The organism is Deltaproteobacteria bacterium, assembly GCA_016219225.1.
Lineage (GTDB): Bacteria > Desulfobacterota > RBG-13-43-22 > RBG-13-43-22 > RBG-13-43-22 > RBG-13-43-22.
In genome coordinates this window covers 20,102-34,581 of sequence record JACRBX010000316.1, presented here as the reverse complement: position 1 = coordinate 34,581, position 14,480 = coordinate 20,102, and the positions used below count along the sequence as shown (strand labels likewise).

Annotated in this window: 16 protein-coding genes and 1 pseudogene; all 17 read left to right on the top strand. The window is 50.5% G+C overall.

The genetic code is table 11. The features are described 5' to 3' along the window. Positions 1-1,350 (top strand): 4Fe-4S binding protein (locus HY879_25490; GenBank protein MBI5606698.1); only part of this gene is annotated, 1,350 nt, incomplete at its 5' end. After that, the gene (locus tag HY879_25485; protein ID MBI5606697.1) at positions 1,347-1,949 is read left to right on the top strand and encodes a (2Fe-2S)-binding protein; all 603 of its coding nucleotides are present in this window, start codon (positions 1,347-1,349) and stop codon (positions 1,947-1,949) included. The genes HY879_25490 and HY879_25485, both read left to right, overlap by 4 nt. A gap of 608 nt (positions 1,950-2,557) precedes the next feature. After that, positions 2,558-3,106, top strand: a complete 549-nt coding sequence (locus tag HY879_25480; protein MBI5606696.1) for a DUF1819 family protein — start codon at positions 2,558-2,560, stop codon at positions 3,104-3,106. Then, the gene (locus HY879_25475) at positions 3,013-3,324 is read left to right on the top strand and encodes a hypothetical protein (protein ID MBI5606695.1); all 312 of its coding nucleotides are present in this window, start codon (positions 3,013-3,015) and stop codon (positions 3,322-3,324) included. Before HY879_25480 ends, HY879_25475 begins: the two co-directional genes overlap by 94 nt. Beyond that, positions 3,314-3,736 (top strand): SAM-dependent methyltransferase, encoded by a 423-nt coding sequence (locus HY879_25470; protein ID MBI5606694.1) that lies wholly within the window; start codon positions 3,314-3,316, stop codon positions 3,734-3,736. The genes HY879_25475 and HY879_25470 overlap by 11 nt, the downstream gene beginning before the upstream one ends. Then, positions 3,733-5,052, top strand: a complete 1,320-nt coding sequence (locus HY879_25465) for a tyrosine-protein kinase family protein (protein MBI5606693.1) — start codon at positions 3,733-3,735, stop codon at positions 5,050-5,052. Before HY879_25470 ends, HY879_25465 begins: the two co-directional genes overlap by 4 nt. Then, positions 5,049-6,515 carry a hypothetical protein gene (locus tag HY879_25460; GenBank protein MBI5606692.1) on the top strand — a complete coding sequence of 489 codons (1,467 nt, stop codon included), beginning with the start codon at positions 5,049-5,051 and terminating at the stop codon, positions 6,513-6,515. The genes HY879_25465 and HY879_25460 overlap by 4 nt, the downstream gene beginning before the upstream one ends. Before the next feature lie 350 nt (positions 6,516-6,865). After that, a complete protein-coding gene (locus HY879_25455; protein ID MBI5606691.1) occupies positions 6,866-7,405 on the top strand; it encodes a hypothetical protein in 540 nt (179 codons plus the stop codon). Then, positions 7,309-7,924, top strand: a pseudogene (locus HY879_25450) (hypothetical protein). The gene HY879_25455 and the pseudogene HY879_25450 overlap by 97 nt, the downstream one beginning before the upstream one ends. A gap of 68 nt (positions 7,925-7,992) precedes the next feature. Then, entirely contained in the window at positions 7,993-8,196 is a 204-nt protein-coding gene (locus HY879_25445; protein ID MBI5606690.1) for a hypothetical protein, read from the top strand. Between the two features lie 293 nt (positions 8,197-8,489). After that, entirely contained in the window at positions 8,490-8,825 is a 336-nt protein-coding gene (locus tag HY879_25440) for a hypothetical protein (GenBank protein ID MBI5606689.1), read from the top strand. A 258-nt stretch (positions 8,826-9,083) separates the two neighbouring features. Further along, on the top strand, positions 9,084-9,851 hold the full coding sequence (locus HY879_25435) for a CoA activase (GenBank protein ID MBI5606688.1): 768 nt from the start codon (positions 9,084-9,086) through the stop codon (positions 9,849-9,851). A 269-nt stretch (positions 9,852-10,120) separates the two neighbouring features. Further along, positions 10,121-10,993, top strand: a complete 873-nt coding sequence (bzdQ, locus tag HY879_25430) for a benzoyl-CoA reductase, bzd-type, subunit Q (protein MBI5606687.1) — start codon at positions 10,121-10,123, stop codon at positions 10,991-10,993. A gap of 98 nt (positions 10,994-11,091) precedes the next feature. Beyond that, the gene (locus HY879_25425; protein ID MBI5606686.1) at positions 11,092-11,382 is read left to right on the top strand and encodes a 4Fe-4S binding protein; all 291 of its coding nucleotides are present in this window, start codon (positions 11,092-11,094) and stop codon (positions 11,380-11,382) included. A 313-nt stretch (positions 11,383-11,695) separates the two neighbouring features. Next, entirely contained in the window at positions 11,696-11,911 is a 216-nt protein-coding gene (locus HY879_25420; protein MBI5606685.1) for a hypothetical protein, read from the top strand. A 27-nt stretch (positions 11,912-11,938) separates the two neighbouring features. Beyond that, positions 11,939-13,480, top strand: a complete 1,542-nt coding sequence (gene rhlB, locus HY879_25415; GenBank protein MBI5606684.1) for an ATP-dependent RNA helicase RhlB — start codon at positions 11,939-11,941, stop codon at positions 13,478-13,480. Positions 13,481-13,708: 228 nt separating this feature from the next. After that, complete coding sequence (locus HY879_25410; GenBank protein ID MBI5606683.1) at positions 13,709-14,458, top strand: IclR family transcriptional regulator; 750 nt, start codon at positions 13,709-13,711, stop codon at positions 14,456-14,458. Positions 14,459-14,480 lie beyond the last annotated feature (22 nt).

The following is a 14,480-nucleotide window of genomic DNA, read 5'->3' as shown; positions in this document are numbered from 1 at the left end:
GCTGGACGCAAGTGGGAAGGAACCCGCAATGCCCCTGGCGATATAAAATACGTGATTGTCAATGCCGACGAGGGGGACCCCGGCGCCTATATGGACAGGAGCCTTCTGGAGGGGAATCCCCACGCCGTCCTCGAAGGGCTGACCATCGGGGCCTACGCCGTCGGCTCCCACGAGGGCTATATCTACGTGCGACAGGAATACCCCCTGGCGGTAGAGAATGTGCATACGGCCATCAGGCAGGCTGAGGCGTATGGGTTTCTCGGAAAAAATATCCTGGGCTCAGGCTTTGATTTTATTGTTAAAGTGCACCAGGGGGCCGGTGCTTTTGTCTGTGGGGAATCAACGGCCCTGATGACGGCCCTGGAAGGCCGGGCCGGAGAGCCCAGACCGAAGTATGTCCGCTCCAACGTCGTGGGCCTTTGGGGCAAACCCAGTGTTTTGAATAATGTGGAGACCTGGGCCAATGTGCCCCTGATCATCAATAATGGTGCTGACTGGTTCAGGCGATATGGAACGGAAACCAGCAAGGGGACAAAGATCTTCTCCCTGGTCGGCAAAATTACCAATACCGGTCTGGTGGAAGTACCCATGGGCACGCCGTTGCGGGATATTATTTACCAGATAGGCGGCGGCATCCCCGGAGGCAAAAAATTCAAAGCGGTTCAGACCGGGGGACCGTCCGGTGGATGTCTTCCCGAGGAACTGTTGGATTTACAGGTCGGTTTTGATGAGCTGACCAAGGCCGGTTCCATGATGGGGTCCGGCGGGATGATTGTCCTGGATGAAGATACCTGCATGGTCGATGTGGCCAGGTATTTTCTTGACTTCCTCACCGATGAATCGTGCGGCAAATGTGTCCCCTGTCGTGAAGGCATGAGGCAGATGCTTAAGATTCTCACCAATATCACTCAGGGAAAAGGGAAAGAGGGCGACATCGCGCTTTTAGATGAGCTGTCCGAGACAGCCAAAGAAGCGGCCCTTTGTGCTTTAGGCAAGAGCGCCCCTAACCCCTTTCTGAGCACCCTAAAGTACTTCAAAGACGAGTATGAGGCTCACGTCAAGGAAAAGAGATGTCCGGCCCTTTCCTGTAAGGAACTGATCGCCTTTCATATCGACCCGGCTAAGTGCCAGGCCTGTATGATTTGCTTTAAGAAATGTCCTGCCGGGGCGATTGAAGGTGGCAAAAACCGGATCCATGTGATCGACCAGGAGAAGTGCACCAAGTGTGGAACCTGCTTTGAAGTTTGCCCCCCTCGCTTTCGTTCGGTTAAAAAGATTTCCGGTGAGCCTGTGCCGCCTCCTATTCCCGAAGAAGCGAGAGCGATAGTCAGGGAGAGTAAACAAAAATGAGTGAGATCCTTTTACAGATCGATGGAAAAGAAGTCAAGGCCAAGGAAGGGATGACTATCCTGGAGGCTGCACGAAGTGCGGGAATAGCGGTCCCGACCCTTTGTTACCACGAGAAATTAGAACCTTACGGGGGATGCCGTCTTTGTATCGTCGAATTAGAAGGACGCGGCGGACCCAGAATCGTGGTTTCCTGCGTTTACCCGGTCGAAAAGAATTTGGTCGTCAGGACCAAGTCTGAAAAGATCGATAGAATCCGCAAAATGATTTTAGAGCTCTTGCTGGCCCATGCCCCGGAGGCCTTCGAATTGCAGGATCTGGCTCAAGAGTACGGTGCCGACAAAAACCGGTTTGAAAAAGAGGCCTCTTTCTGCATTCATTGCGGCCTATGCATACGATACTGTGCCGAGATTAAAAAGAAGAACGCCGTGGGGTTTGTGGACCGGGGAATCCGGAAAGAGATCAGTTTTATTCCCGAGATCGCCTCCAAGGAGTGCTGGAACTGCAAAGAATGTTTCCCCCTTTGCCCAACAGAAGCCCTGCAGGCCGCCTACGTCTTAGTCGAAGCGCTCGGTTCGCACTCCCCTGAATCCAAGAAATAGCGTTATTCCGTCTGCCTCAAGCATCGAAGATACGCCCACTGATAAAACCCACCCCGGATGAAAAAAAGTCCTGGGTGGGCCACCATCCAGGTTAACCCGTTAGATGGAAAGCCAATTCGCTGAATCGTCTTCTTCCTTGCCTCCGATATCCTGCTCCACTGGAAATACACCACCACTCATTGACTCAAAGGTAATCGAACCCGTTGACAAGGGGCCGATAACTGTGGTATTCCATTAGCCATCCTGTTAATTTCTCTTTTCTTTTTCCCTTTAACCGTAACCGGGAGAGGATTGGACAAAAATTTAAAGCCTTGTTTCATTTTAAACAAAATGGGGTTTTATTTTGTCTTGGCGACCGTAACAAAAAGGGGCTTCTCTGCCTCACTTGTTGGTCCCGATAGCTCAGTTCAATCAATCGGGAGAAACCAGATAATTCGATTGACAAGCGCGTTGAATTTTATCTAATGTAAGCCAGTTTGGTACGATTTGGCCGGATGGAAGCCGATAGCGTCCATCTGCAGGCTACTACTCCGTTCAACTAAGTGGTGAAGGCCTTCAAAACGTAGGACGGAATATGAAGCGACTGGAGTCCGTAATGGAAGATCGATGTGGTGATTGAGCTTCTGGTGCCACATAGATCCCGAGGCACCATGGAGATTGATGTTCGAGAGATTGAGGCATCGTTGAGAAAATGGGTTGCAGAGGGAAAGACTTCAGGTGCCTGGGGTGATTCCACCATACTAAGGGTGACACAAGGGGTGCTCTCAACACTCCGTGATTTTGGGGTTCTTCAGGGAGCGGTCAAAAAACGCATCGCCCCAGCCTATTTGTCCCTACAAGCGTTCTCTTACATCGTATTTTACTTGAAGCAACACCAACCATCGGGGGCCAAACTGCTTGACCTGGTTGATTGGAAACTGTTCTTTCTGTCGCGCGAGGGAGTAGAGCGCTTTCTTCTGGAAGCGCATCAGAATGGCCTGCTGGAGTATCACGTCGCTGGTAGCGTCACTCGCTTAACCTTCCCGGTCGGGAGGCCAAACAGATCGAAAAGGATATCGATCTCTTGGAACAGTTCATCTCCGAGCTGCACGACTTTGCGAACAAACTGCGCCGAGTGGCAAACCTTCATCTTGATTTTGATCTCAACGACGGCGTAATCCTGAACATAGCGCCTCTTTGGGAACTGGTCCCATGGAAGGAGCCGAAGAAATACTGGGAGGAACTCCAGGAAGGCAAATACGACTGGTCGTACATCGCTTACCATCTCTGGCCTGACCGGGTAAAGGAGCTATGTAAAAAGGACCGATCCATGGCAATTGCCCATGGTCTGGAGGATATTTACGATCTAAATACAGGAGGTAATCATGCCGGTTGATTTTCGTGATGCGGCAGAGCGCCATTGGGAAGACGCGGGGCATTTGTTAGCGGAAACAAGATTGGCAAATGCAGATCACTTGTTTGGCTTGTCCGCTGAATGCGCACTGAAGGCGGTTATGCTGTCAATGGGTATGACACTCAGACCGGATGGTGCCCCCGCGGATAGAATGCATCGTGTTCATATCAACCATTTGTGGAATGAATTTATCACGTTTGCTCATCAGAGGAGTGGCGTTCACTATATTTCCCATCTCTCTGGGGTCCTCAATCCTTTTGCGAATTGGGATGTCAATCAGCGTTACGATAATCGTACGGGGGTGACGCCCGTTATTGCCGCAGACCACCAACAGGCTGCCCAGATGGCCAAACAAGTCCTCGATAATGCCATTTTGAATGGAGATATCATATGACTAAACAGACGTCGGTACTCTTTGAAAATGCTTTGGAGATTGCGATCGATAAGACTAAGAACGTCGGTACAGTCTTTGGCGATAAAGTTGTTTTGATTCGAGACCTGCGCGGACGAATCCGTGTGGTTTTTCCCGGGCGCTATAAGACGTTATCTAATGAGCAAAAAGCGGCCGTGAACAAGTTTAGCAACGAAATGGCAAAGGTTCTTGGCGCTTACGGTTTTCCGCCGGACAGAGCGGTTCTCTATGCAGGTGATCTTATCCAGGGTGACGAGATCCTTGTTTCCAATGACCTGCGGTTCCTCGCTGAGGAAGGAGAATTGAAGATTTGGCTTCTTGACCGACAGATCATCGGTCAGGATTGGTCGCGCGCCCCACTTCAGCGCAGAACAAAAAATCGCCGCGTTACTTTTTTCGGGATTAAGGGTGGTGTAGGACGTTCAACCGCGTTGGTGATTTGGGCCTGGTGGCTGGCCAAACAAGGGAAAAAAATTTTGGTATTGGATCTGGATCTGGAGTCTCCGGGAGTGAGCAGTACGCTACTGCCACAGGATTATTTGTCCGATTACGGCATCGTGGACTGGTTCGTAGAAGATGGCGTCGGTCAGGCTGATCTCGTAAAAAATACAATGGTCTCATCAAGTTCTCTATCTATGGATCTACCGGGGGAAATCCGAATTGTGCCTGCTTTCGGTAGAGATACAGGCGATTACCTGTCCAAGCTCGCCAGATGTTACGCCACATTCAGCGGAAATTCATCCATCCCCTGGGCCGAACGTCTGCAACAAATGGTTGAGCAGATGGAAAAAATGGAAGATCCAGATTTGGTAATATTAGACAGCCGGGCAGGTCTTCATGACATCGCTGCAGTATCCGTCACCAGGATGGACGCCGACGCCTTTCTCTTTGCCGCTGATTCGATCCAGACTTGGAATGCTTATGCTTTCCTGTTTAGACACTGGCGGAATCACCCGCAAGTTCAAGAATTCAGGAAAAAATTGCAAATAGTGGCCGGAATGATACCGGAGACTGGGCGCGATGAGTATCTGAAAAGGTTCCGAGAAAATTCCTGGGACCTATTTAGGGAGCATCTTTATGATGAAGCGGGCGCGCAAACTACAGATGTCTTCAGCTTTGATGTGGACAATGAAGAGGCGCCTCATTACCCGTTGCCTGTCTATTGGAATCGGGCATTGCAGGAATTCGACCCTTTGCGAAATAACATCGGCATTGACGAACAGATTGCAGAAGCGGCCATGGGAAAGTTCATGAATGAGGCTGAAACCATGGTGTTTAAAGAGGAGGAAGACGCATGAAAGACTACCGCTTTCCCCAAGAAATACGAGATGTGATAAGGGATGCCCTGCCGCAGGATACTGCAGTTTTTGGCCAAACCCCAGATCTTAAATACACATTTACGCCTACGGGACACTCAAGAGCTTTACATCCGGACGCCATGCTGGTTAGTGGAATCCGGGGGGCGGGAAAAAGCTTTTGGTGGACTGTTCTGCAAAGCGAGGAACACCGTCGAATGGTAGCGCATCTCTTACCCAAATCCGATATCAGTGAAAACACAAAAGTCTCGGTAGGGTTTGGAGAGCGCTCCTCTCCGGACGATTACCCCGGTAAAGATACGCTTGTGCGATTAAGCGAGGAGTTCGATCCCCGTCAGATATGGCGTTCCATTACAGTGCGCCAGGTCATAAAGGGTAAGGCCGAAGATCTGTTATTACCTACTTCAGGTTGGGTCGATACAATCAAATGGGTGATTGATCATCCGGAGGACGTGGAGCGCCTATTGTTTAAGGCAGATCAAGAGTTGGACAAAGCGAGCGTCCACCGGTTAATTCTTTTCGATGCGTTGGACAGGACCGCGGATGATTGGCCGACCATGCTAAAAATAATACGCGGCCTTTTGCAGGTTCTATTAGAGTTCAGATCCTACAAGCGTATCAGGCCTAAAGCATTTGTACGGCCTGATCACCTCGAAGATACGAAACCCATTGATTTTCCTGACTCATCGAAAATTCTCAGTCAAAAAGTTGAGTTGCGATGGCCGAGGACTGAGCTGTATGGCCTGCTTTGGCAATACCTAAGCAATGAACCGAATCAAGGACGGCTTTTCCGGGAGGGTTGTCAAAGTTTTCGCAATCTATCGTGGAACCAATATAGAGAAGTCTGGACGGTTCCTGACAAGATGCGAACCGAAGAAGAAGTTCAGAAAGAAATTTTTCATTCCATTACAGGCCCTTGGATGGGTAGGGACCGCCGCCGTGGTTTTCCTTATACATGGTTACCGAACCACCTTGGAGACGCCAGCGGGCAGGTAAGCCCCAGGAGCTTTCTGTCCGCCATCCGCCAAGCCTCGGAGGATAATCCGCGATCAGAATATGTTTACGCACTTTACTATGAAAGTATCAAGAGGGGTGTCCAGGAAGCGTCGCGCATTCGGGTCCGGGAAATGCAAGAAGATTATCCATGGGTGGACATATTATTGAAACCCTTATCTGGTCTTACGGTTCCCTGTCGTTTTGCGGAAATCTCCCGGCGATGGGAAGATGGAAATATTTTAAATCGCCTGCAACATGATATTTCCAGCGCCGCGGTCAAGCTTCCTCCGGTGCATTTGAAAGAAGGGGCAAATGGCATAAGGCAGGACATTGAAACACTGGGAGTATTCGAACGCATGACTGACGATCGGGTTAATCTTCCCGATGTTTATCGGGTTGGTTATGGTTTGGGCCGCAAAGGCGGCGTAAAAGCGGTCGCCCGAAAATAAGCTCCTTGGTTTGGTAAAAGACCTGGGACGAAAAGAAAATTAAAAACAGGTTTGAATGATGACAATCGTTTCAGCGAATACATCCGGAATTTAATTGCTAAACAAGCAAACGATCAGGCCTTGTAGTCTGGTACGACCCGGATGGCCTTTATAACGAGGTGGTGAAGGATCTGGAGCTACCTGACGCCACAATCCTTCGCTATAATGGCAGTTTTATCCGGCTGCGTTGGGAAATAGACCAAAAGCATCTCATGGACGGCGAAGAGGCTCCACGCCTGTAGGTTTATGTGCCGTTGTCTCAGGACCAGACCCAGCATGCACTCATCGAGATGGAAGCGGCGGGCGTGATCATGCAGCCCGGTCAGCAACCCCCGGCTCGCAACACCCGTCTGGCCGTCGTGGCCCGCAACGCCCTGAAAGGCGTTCTGGGCGATGATACCGCCGCTTATGTTGAGAAGCAGGCCGAGGCAGGAAAGTTGTCCCTGGCTGACCTTGATGCCCTGGCCGACAAAGGGTGCGAGATCTCCAAAGGAGTGATCGCCCTTCTCTTCGGCACCGGCAACCTACAGGAGGTCGCCCTTTCTTTCCTCGACAAGGATCGGCTTGACGAAAGCATTACTCAGAAAGACGCCAAGGGTGAACTTGAAGAGATTCTGCAGCGCGACTTCGGCTTCAACGTTCCTGATGGTGGGGGGATGGAGGACCTCCGGCAACGTCTGGGCCGGCACATTTTGATGACCGATTTTGTTTCAGGCCTCGGTAAATTTGTTCCGCAAGAGTTGACAGCGGTTGGCTCTGCGAACATAACTATAACCTCGTGGAGTTGGGACCACGAGGGACGGGAAAAAGTTATGCGTATCAGGAGCTGTCACCGTACACCATCCTCCTGACCGGTCCCACCACTGTGGCCAACCTCTTTTACAACATGGCGAGCGGAAAGATGGGACTGGTGGGCCTCTGGGACGTCGTTGCCTTCGACGAGGTGGCCGATCTCCAGAAAATGCCGAAAGAAGTAGTCTCAACCCTCAAGACTTACTGCGAATCCGGCATCTTCGCTCGTGGATACTACTGACTTCCATGTTGAAGGCAAAGATCTGATCAGTAGTCATGTGCCCTGTGAAGCAGGCATCGCCCTGATTGTCGCCGTTTACTCCGCCATCAAGAAACAGTCGGTGCTGGCGGGACTTGTGATACTCGGGGATCTAAGCATCCAGGGCAATATCAAGTCGTTACGGTCCTTAGTAGAGCCCCTCCATGTTGGTATGGATAATGGCGCTCGCCGGGCGCTGGTGCCTTTAGAGAATAAGAGAAATTTCCTGGAAGTCTCTGGAGACATCGTAGAACGGGTCGATCCGATCTTCTTTTCAGATCCCATGATAGCGGCTATTAAAGCGCTGGGCATGACATAAATGTGTAGTCCAATGATATTCTTTGATTTTTAACTAATTCGCCATGCCAAGGTTGGAAGGAGGTCTAAATGGAAACTTATGAATATATAGCCGAAATTTTATCTGATGGTCATCTTTCAGTCCCTGATAATTTAAAAGATAAATTAAAGGAGATGGCTCAAGTGAAAGTCATGCTTTTGATCGGGGATGAAGAATCAGATTGGAAAAATTTTACGATGTCCCAATTTTTAAAAGGATATTCGGAAAAGGACGCCATCTATGATGACCTATAACTTTGAAACGGTTTATATTGAGGAAGCTGGGGAAATTAGGAGCCACAGAAATATCCGATATAAAAGTTATCTTGAGAAAAAGTATCTGTTTAGCTTTTTGAAAAAACGTCGATAACCTCTCCGTCATTCCCGTGAAAACGGGAATCCAGGTTCTTTTCGTCTCAGCATAACACCTGGATTCCGGTTTTCACCGGAATGACGGTATGCGAAAGTCAGGATTTTTCAAGTGAAGTATCAAGTTTTTCAAAGGGCTAAATTGTTACGAGAAAAACTATTTCTTGAGATGCCAGGTTATGAACAAAAACAAGAAACTATCTCACGATGCACAGCTTCTTGCCCGAAGCCACAGGACCTATCCGGCCATCCTGCTTGACCGCCTTAGGGAAAAGGCCCCGGAGACGCTGACGGCTATTGGGCCTATTGAGTTACTTGTCCACCGGAAAACGGCCATTTTTTGCTCCGCCCGTACACCGGGAGACGCCATCCTGTGCGCCCATGATGTGGCCCGTCACCTGCGCGATGAGGGAGAGACGGTCATCAGCGGTTTTCACTCGCCCATCGAAGAAGAGTGTACGCATTCTCCTGCGCGGAAAGCAGCCCATCATCATCTGCCCGGCCCGGGCCATTGAGGGAATGCGCATTCCTGCCGAATGCCGGCCTGCCTTTGAGGCCGGGAGGATTCTGTTCCTATCACCGTTTGCAGAAAAACCGAGGCGTGTTGACCGCGAATCCGCGCGATATCGCAACGAGATGGTGGCCGCCCTGGCTGATGCAGTTTATCTTGCCCATGTCCGGACAGGTGGAGATACGGAACGGCTATTGTCGCTGCTTACAAAATGGGATATAGTCAGTATGGAAAGATAGGAGTTTTTAACGGAGGCTTGAGGATGATTACCGCAGGTTTAGATATTGGTGCCAAAACAATTAAGATTGTGATTATGAAAGACGGGGTGATTATCGGGCGGACCCTGGTTATGGCCGGTTACGACGTCCGGGAATCCTTAAATAGGGCCTGGGATGAAGTTTTGCCCAAGGCCGGTATCGGTATGAAACAGATAGAAAGAATCATGGCCACCGGGGCCGGCAAAAAGGAAGCGGATAGGGTCCCAGGACAAGTCTCCGAGGTCTCGGCAGCGGCCAAAGGGGCCATCTTTTTGGACAACCGGGTACGGACGGTTATTGATGTCGGGGCCGAGGAAGGACGGGCCATCAGGATCAATGCCGAGGGGAAAGTGGTGGACTTTGCCATCAATGAAAAATGTGCCGCCGGCACCGGGGCCTTTACCGAGGCTATGGCCCGGGCTTTGGAGATCAAGCTGGAAGAACTTGGACCGCTCTCTTTGCAATCCACCCGGGCCGTGGCCATGAACGCCCAGTGCGCGGTTTTTGCCGAATCGGAACTGGTGACCCTGGTCCATGCCAAAACCCCCACACCGGACATGGCCCGGGCCGTCCATGATGCCATTGCCGACCGGGTCGTTTCCATGGTCCGTCGGGTGGGCCTGGAGAAGGAGGCCATGCTCATCGGGGGGGTGGCCAAAAATGTGGGTTTTTTGAAATCCCTGAACAGGGAGTTGGAAATGGAAGTGATTGTCCCGGAAGAACCGGAATTCGTCAGTGCTCTAGGTGCGGCCTTGCTGGCGGCCGGCAATTAAGTTTAGAGTTCGGAGTAATTAGTGAGAAAATACCGTGTCCGTGTCCGTGTTCCGGGAAAGATATTTTCAATGTTCGTGGCGCCTGCCTACTGCGGGAGCCACGAAGGATGAAAATGGTTTGCTCCGAACTCCGAACTGATTTTTCGTATTAAACCGACATGCCCCGCCTTTTGGGGCGTGGCACCACGAATCATGAAAATAGAACTCGGTAAGCGCTGAGCCCTATTTTGGAACTAAACGATTTATACTCAAAGATAAGGGGAGGATTAGTGGCAGAGGAGTTTTGGAGATGGACGGAATCCCGGTGGACCGCACCGGATATAGATTGGAAATTAGCCAAGATCATAACCGCCGGCGTGGATGTCGGTTCGGTGAGTTCTCAGGCTGTTATTATGACTGATGGGGAATTGTTTGCCTACAGCAATATGCGGACCGGTTCGGACAGCCCGAACAGTGCCATTAAGGCCATGAACTGGGCCTTGGATGGGACCGGTATGATCCTGGAAAATTTACAATACACCGTGGGGACCGGCTATGGCCGGGTCAATGTACCCTTTGCGAAGCGGGCTATTACCGAGATCTCCTGTCACGGCCGGGGGGCCAATTTCATGTATGGCCCGACGGTTCGGACCGTTTTGGATATGGGGGGGCAGGATTGCAAGGCCATCCATATCGATGAAAAAGGTAAGGTAACTAACTTTTTGATGAACGACAAATGTGCCGCCGGGACCGGCCGGGGCATGGAAGTCTTTGCCGATCTTTTGGGGGTCTCCATCAATGAAATCGGAGAGCTTTCCTTAAAGGTGGAAGAAGAGCCGCCTCCGGTGAGCAGCACCTGCGTGGTTTTTGCCAAATCAGAGGCCTCGGGTTTGCTGCGGGGGGGGTGGCCCAAGGAAAAGGTCCTTGCCGCCTACACCGCGGCCATGGCCCATCGGGTCGCCACCCTGCTGGAACGGATCGGCATGGAACCCGATTTTGCCATTACCGGCGGCATTGCCAAGAATATCGGCGTCGTCTCCCGGCTGGAAAAAGAATTGAAGATCAAGGCCCTGACGCCTAAATATGATACCCAGATCGCCGGTGCAGTCGGTGCGGCCTTGTTGGCCAAGGACTTGGTGGAAAAGGATAAAGGAAAGGCATAAGGTTCAAGGTGTAAGGTTCAGGGTAAAATCGTGGGTTAATGCGTTTGTTGTTTTCACCTTGCACCGTAAACCTTAAACCTTGGACCAAGGAATTTATTATGATCGCCCATTTTGGCTACAAAGACGGGTCCGGGGAATATTTTATCAGCCTGGACACCGATAAATGCGATGGCTGCGGGGATTGTCTTCCGGTCTGTCCTGCCGGGGTTTTTGAGGTCAGGGACGAAGATCCCTATGACCCCTTTCGGGAGATACCGGTGGCCGCAGTTAAGGAATCGGAGCGAAAAAAGATTAAATATGCCTGCGGTTCTTGTAAACCGGTTTCGGACCGGTCCCCCTTGCCCTGTGTGGTTGCCTGTAAAAAGGGGGCCATCGGCCATTCCTGGTAAAGAGGCAGGGATCGGGGATCGGGGATCGGGACTTCGTTAAAGAATAAAGTTGCAAGTTGCCTGTTACAAGTGAAAAAAACCTTGAACCCTTAATCAAGTCCGCCTCAAGCGAACGGGCGGTTAAAGTTTTTTAGATCTACGGGTTATGGGTTTACCTATCAATATCCGCAAGAATATGGTATATATGAAAAAGTGGCAGGCCGACGAGGTAGATTTGTTTAGGTTTAAGGTCCAAGGGCTCTAACCTTAAACCTTGGACCGTACACCGTGAACCGTGTATTCAAACCTTTGGCCCCTGCACCGGGAGGTAATTATGACCAGACAACAGGAATTGGAAAATTTAGGCTGGACCAGACAATTCACCGCCGATGAGCCCCGTCTCTCCGAGGCCGTGGAAGAATATCGGGAATTGGGATTCGAGGTCCTGGTCGAACCGATAAATCCCTCGGAAATGACCGGTGAATGCACGAGCTGTCTGATGGCCGCCTGTGACCAGTATAAGATCATTTACACCCGCCGAAAACATTAACCTGTTTAGACCTGAATTTTTAAAACAATGAGAAATTTTATTCAAAAAGTAGTACAGAAGATTAGAAATATCGGCAGACCCGGAGAAAAAGGTCTCAAAGCGAAAGGGGCCTCTCCTGTGCCCCTACCGGAGCTACCCCTTCCGGCCATGGAAAACCGTTCCCAGCCCAGAAGGCGCCCCCGAAAAAGAGGCCATGGAACCCCTGCGGCAGCGGGTGGATCACCAGCTTCCGCTACCCCAGCACCGGTAGTGCCCTGGCGGATCTCCCAGTTCAAGGTTCCGCCGGCCGAAGGAAAAACCCGCTTTCACGATTTTGAACTTCCCGATCCGCTTATGCATGCCATCATGGATCTCGGTTTCCAGTATTGTACCCCGATCCAGGCGGAAATTCTTCCCAGTACACTATCCGGCAAAGACGCCAGCGGGCGGGCCCAAACCGGAACCGGCAAAACAGCGGCCTTTCTCATTGCCGTGATTACCCGGATGCTGAACAATCCCATCCATGGCGGGAGGAAGCCCGGAACGCCCCGGGTCCTGGTGATTGCCCCCACCCGGGAACTCGTGCTTCAGATATTTGAGGAAGCCCGTCTACTCATCAAGTACACCGATCTTAAGGTGATCTCCCTGTTCGGCGGTATGGATTTCGAAAAGCAGAAGAGGCAACTGGTCGGTGTTCCGGTGGATATCGTGGTAGCCACCCCCGGCCGGTTGCTCGATTTTCAACAACGACGGGACCTGATCCTGAACCGGGTAGAGGTGATGATCATCGACGAAGCCGACCGGATGCTGGACATGGGATTTATCCCGGACGTCCGGAAGATCATCCACAGCACCCCGCCCAAGGAAAAGCGCCAGACCCTGCTTTTCAGCGCCACGCTGACCAAAGAAATTACCCGCCTGGCCGCCCAGTGGACCCATAACCCGGTGACGGTGGATATCGAACCGGAGCAGGTGGCCGTGGAAACGGTGGACCAGATCGTCTACATCGTGACCACGGACCAGAAATTCGCCCTCCTTTATAACATCATCGACAAGCTGAAGCTGGAGAGGGTTTTGGTTTTTTGCAACCGGAAAGACGAAGTGAGACGGCTGGCAGAGATGCTCACCCGATACGGAATCACCTGCGCGGAACTTTCCGGTGATATCCCTCAGAACCAGCGGATCCAACGTCTCGACCAATTCAAGACCGGAAAGTTCCGGGTCCTGGTGGCCACAGATGTGGCCGGCCGGGGTCTGCACATCGAAGGGATGAATCATGTGATCAATTTTACCCTGCCCCATGATCCGGAAGATTATGTGCACCGAATCGGACGCACCGGGCGGGCGGGGGCCGCCGGGACCTCCATCAGCTTCGCCGATGAAAAGGAAGCCTTCTACCTTCCACCCATCGAGGCCTATATGGGCAGAAACCTCAGTTGTATCCAGCCGCCGGAAGAATGGCTTGATTTACCAAGACCGTCAGGTCCCAGGAAAAACCGCCGCCCGGAAATTGCAAAAAAGCCCGCTGTCTCCGGCCGGAGGCCGGACATTCGGTCCGGGAACAGGTCGGGTAGGAGACCTTCTAACTAACCTCCTTTCCGCCTGCCGAACAATCGGACCAGCCAGGTCTAATGGACAGAAAAGGGTCTGACTAACAGGAGATTCAAGGGCATTTCTCCCCGATTATTCTATCGTTTCTTTTTTTTAATAAAATTTTTCCTGATAGATTAAAAAAAACTTGACAACAGACTTGACTACTGATATTTATGTTTATAATGAAATCAAGTTTCATAATATGAAATTATATAAAGTAATAATATGAAAATATCTTCTCTGGATAAAGCCCTTCAAATTATCGAACTCCTCAGTAAAAATCTCCAGGGTTTAAGCCTTTTACAATTAAATCAACAACTCGGATTTCCTAAAAGCACCATCCATCATATTCTAAGTACATTTATTCCCTATGATTATGTTACCCAAGACCCGGAACTGAAAAAATATGCTTTGGGGTTGAGATTCTTAGGAATCAGCCGTGCGATACTTGACAATATTGATATTCGAAGGACGGCCCACGATTATATCCGAAAACTTCACCAGGAATGCAATGAAGCGGTTCATTTATCCATATTAAGAAACGGGATGGTGACTTATATCGATAAAGTCCAAAAAGAGGGCGGGCTCTCTTTAGACACCTATATCGGGTTTACGACTGATCCTCATGCGGCCGCCGGGGGAAAAATTTTGCTTTCCGAGTTATCTGATAATGAAGTGAAAGAAATATATAAAAATAGGTCTTTAAAAATCTATGGAAAGAATACCATTACCAACTTGTCTCGTTTATTGGAAGAAATTAAAAATATCCGGGTCCAGGGCTATGCTATTGATAATGAAGAATATTACGAGGGGGTTCGCTGCGTGGCGGCCCCTATCCGGGCCGGCGGGAAGATTATGGCGTCTCTCAGTGTTACAGGGTCCATTTTTACCATAACCATGGAACGGATCCAAAGAGAATTGATCCCTTTAGTTAAGAAAACCGCAGAGGATATCTCCGCCAATTTGAAATGGTAAAAAAATTTATTCTTTTAATTAT

What these genes read in the sequence shown, in the direction of transcription:
- HY879_25485 (MBI5606697.1), top strand. Translation starts at nt 1,347, where the DNA reads ATGAGTGAGATCCTTTTACAGATCGATGGAAAAGAAGTCAAGGCCAAG.
- HY879_25470 (MBI5606694.1), top strand. Translation starts at nt 3,314, where the DNA reads ATGCCGGTTGATTTTCGTGATGCGGCAGAGCGCCATTGGGAAGACGCG.
- HY879_25465 (MBI5606693.1), top strand. Translation starts at nt 3,733, where the DNA reads ATGACTAAACAGACGTCGGTACTCTTTGAAAATGCTTTGGAGATTGCG.
- HY879_25460 (MBI5606692.1), top strand. Translation starts at nt 5,049, where the DNA reads ATGAAAGACTACCGCTTTCCCCAAGAAATACGAGATGTGATAAGGGAT.
- HY879_25455 (MBI5606691.1), top strand. Translation starts at nt 6,866, where the DNA reads ATGCAGCCCGGTCAGCAACCCCCGGCTCGCAACACCCGTCTGGCCGTC.
- HY879_25445 (MBI5606690.1), top strand. Translation starts at nt 7,993, where the DNA reads ATGGAAACTTATGAATATATAGCCGAAATTTTATCTGATGGTCATCTT.
- HY879_25440 (MBI5606689.1), top strand. Translation starts at nt 8,490, where the DNA reads ATGAACAAAAACAAGAAACTATCTCACGATGCACAGCTTCTTGCCCGA.
- HY879_25435 (MBI5606688.1), top strand. Translation starts at nt 9,084, where the DNA reads ATGATTACCGCAGGTTTAGATATTGGTGCCAAAACAATTAAGATTGTG.
- HY879_25425 (MBI5606686.1), top strand. Translation starts at nt 11,092, where the DNA reads ATGATCGCCCATTTTGGCTACAAAGACGGGTCCGGGGAATATTTTATC.
- HY879_25420 (MBI5606685.1), top strand. Translation starts at nt 11,696, where the DNA reads ATGACCAGACAACAGGAATTGGAAAATTTAGGCTGGACCAGACAATTC.
- rhlB (MBI5606684.1), top strand. Translation starts at nt 11,939, where the DNA reads ATGAGAAATTTTATTCAAAAAGTAGTACAGAAGATTAGAAATATCGGC.
- HY879_25410 (MBI5606683.1), top strand. Translation starts at nt 13,709, where the DNA reads ATGAAAATATCTTCTCTGGATAAAGCCCTTCAAATTATCGAACTCCTC.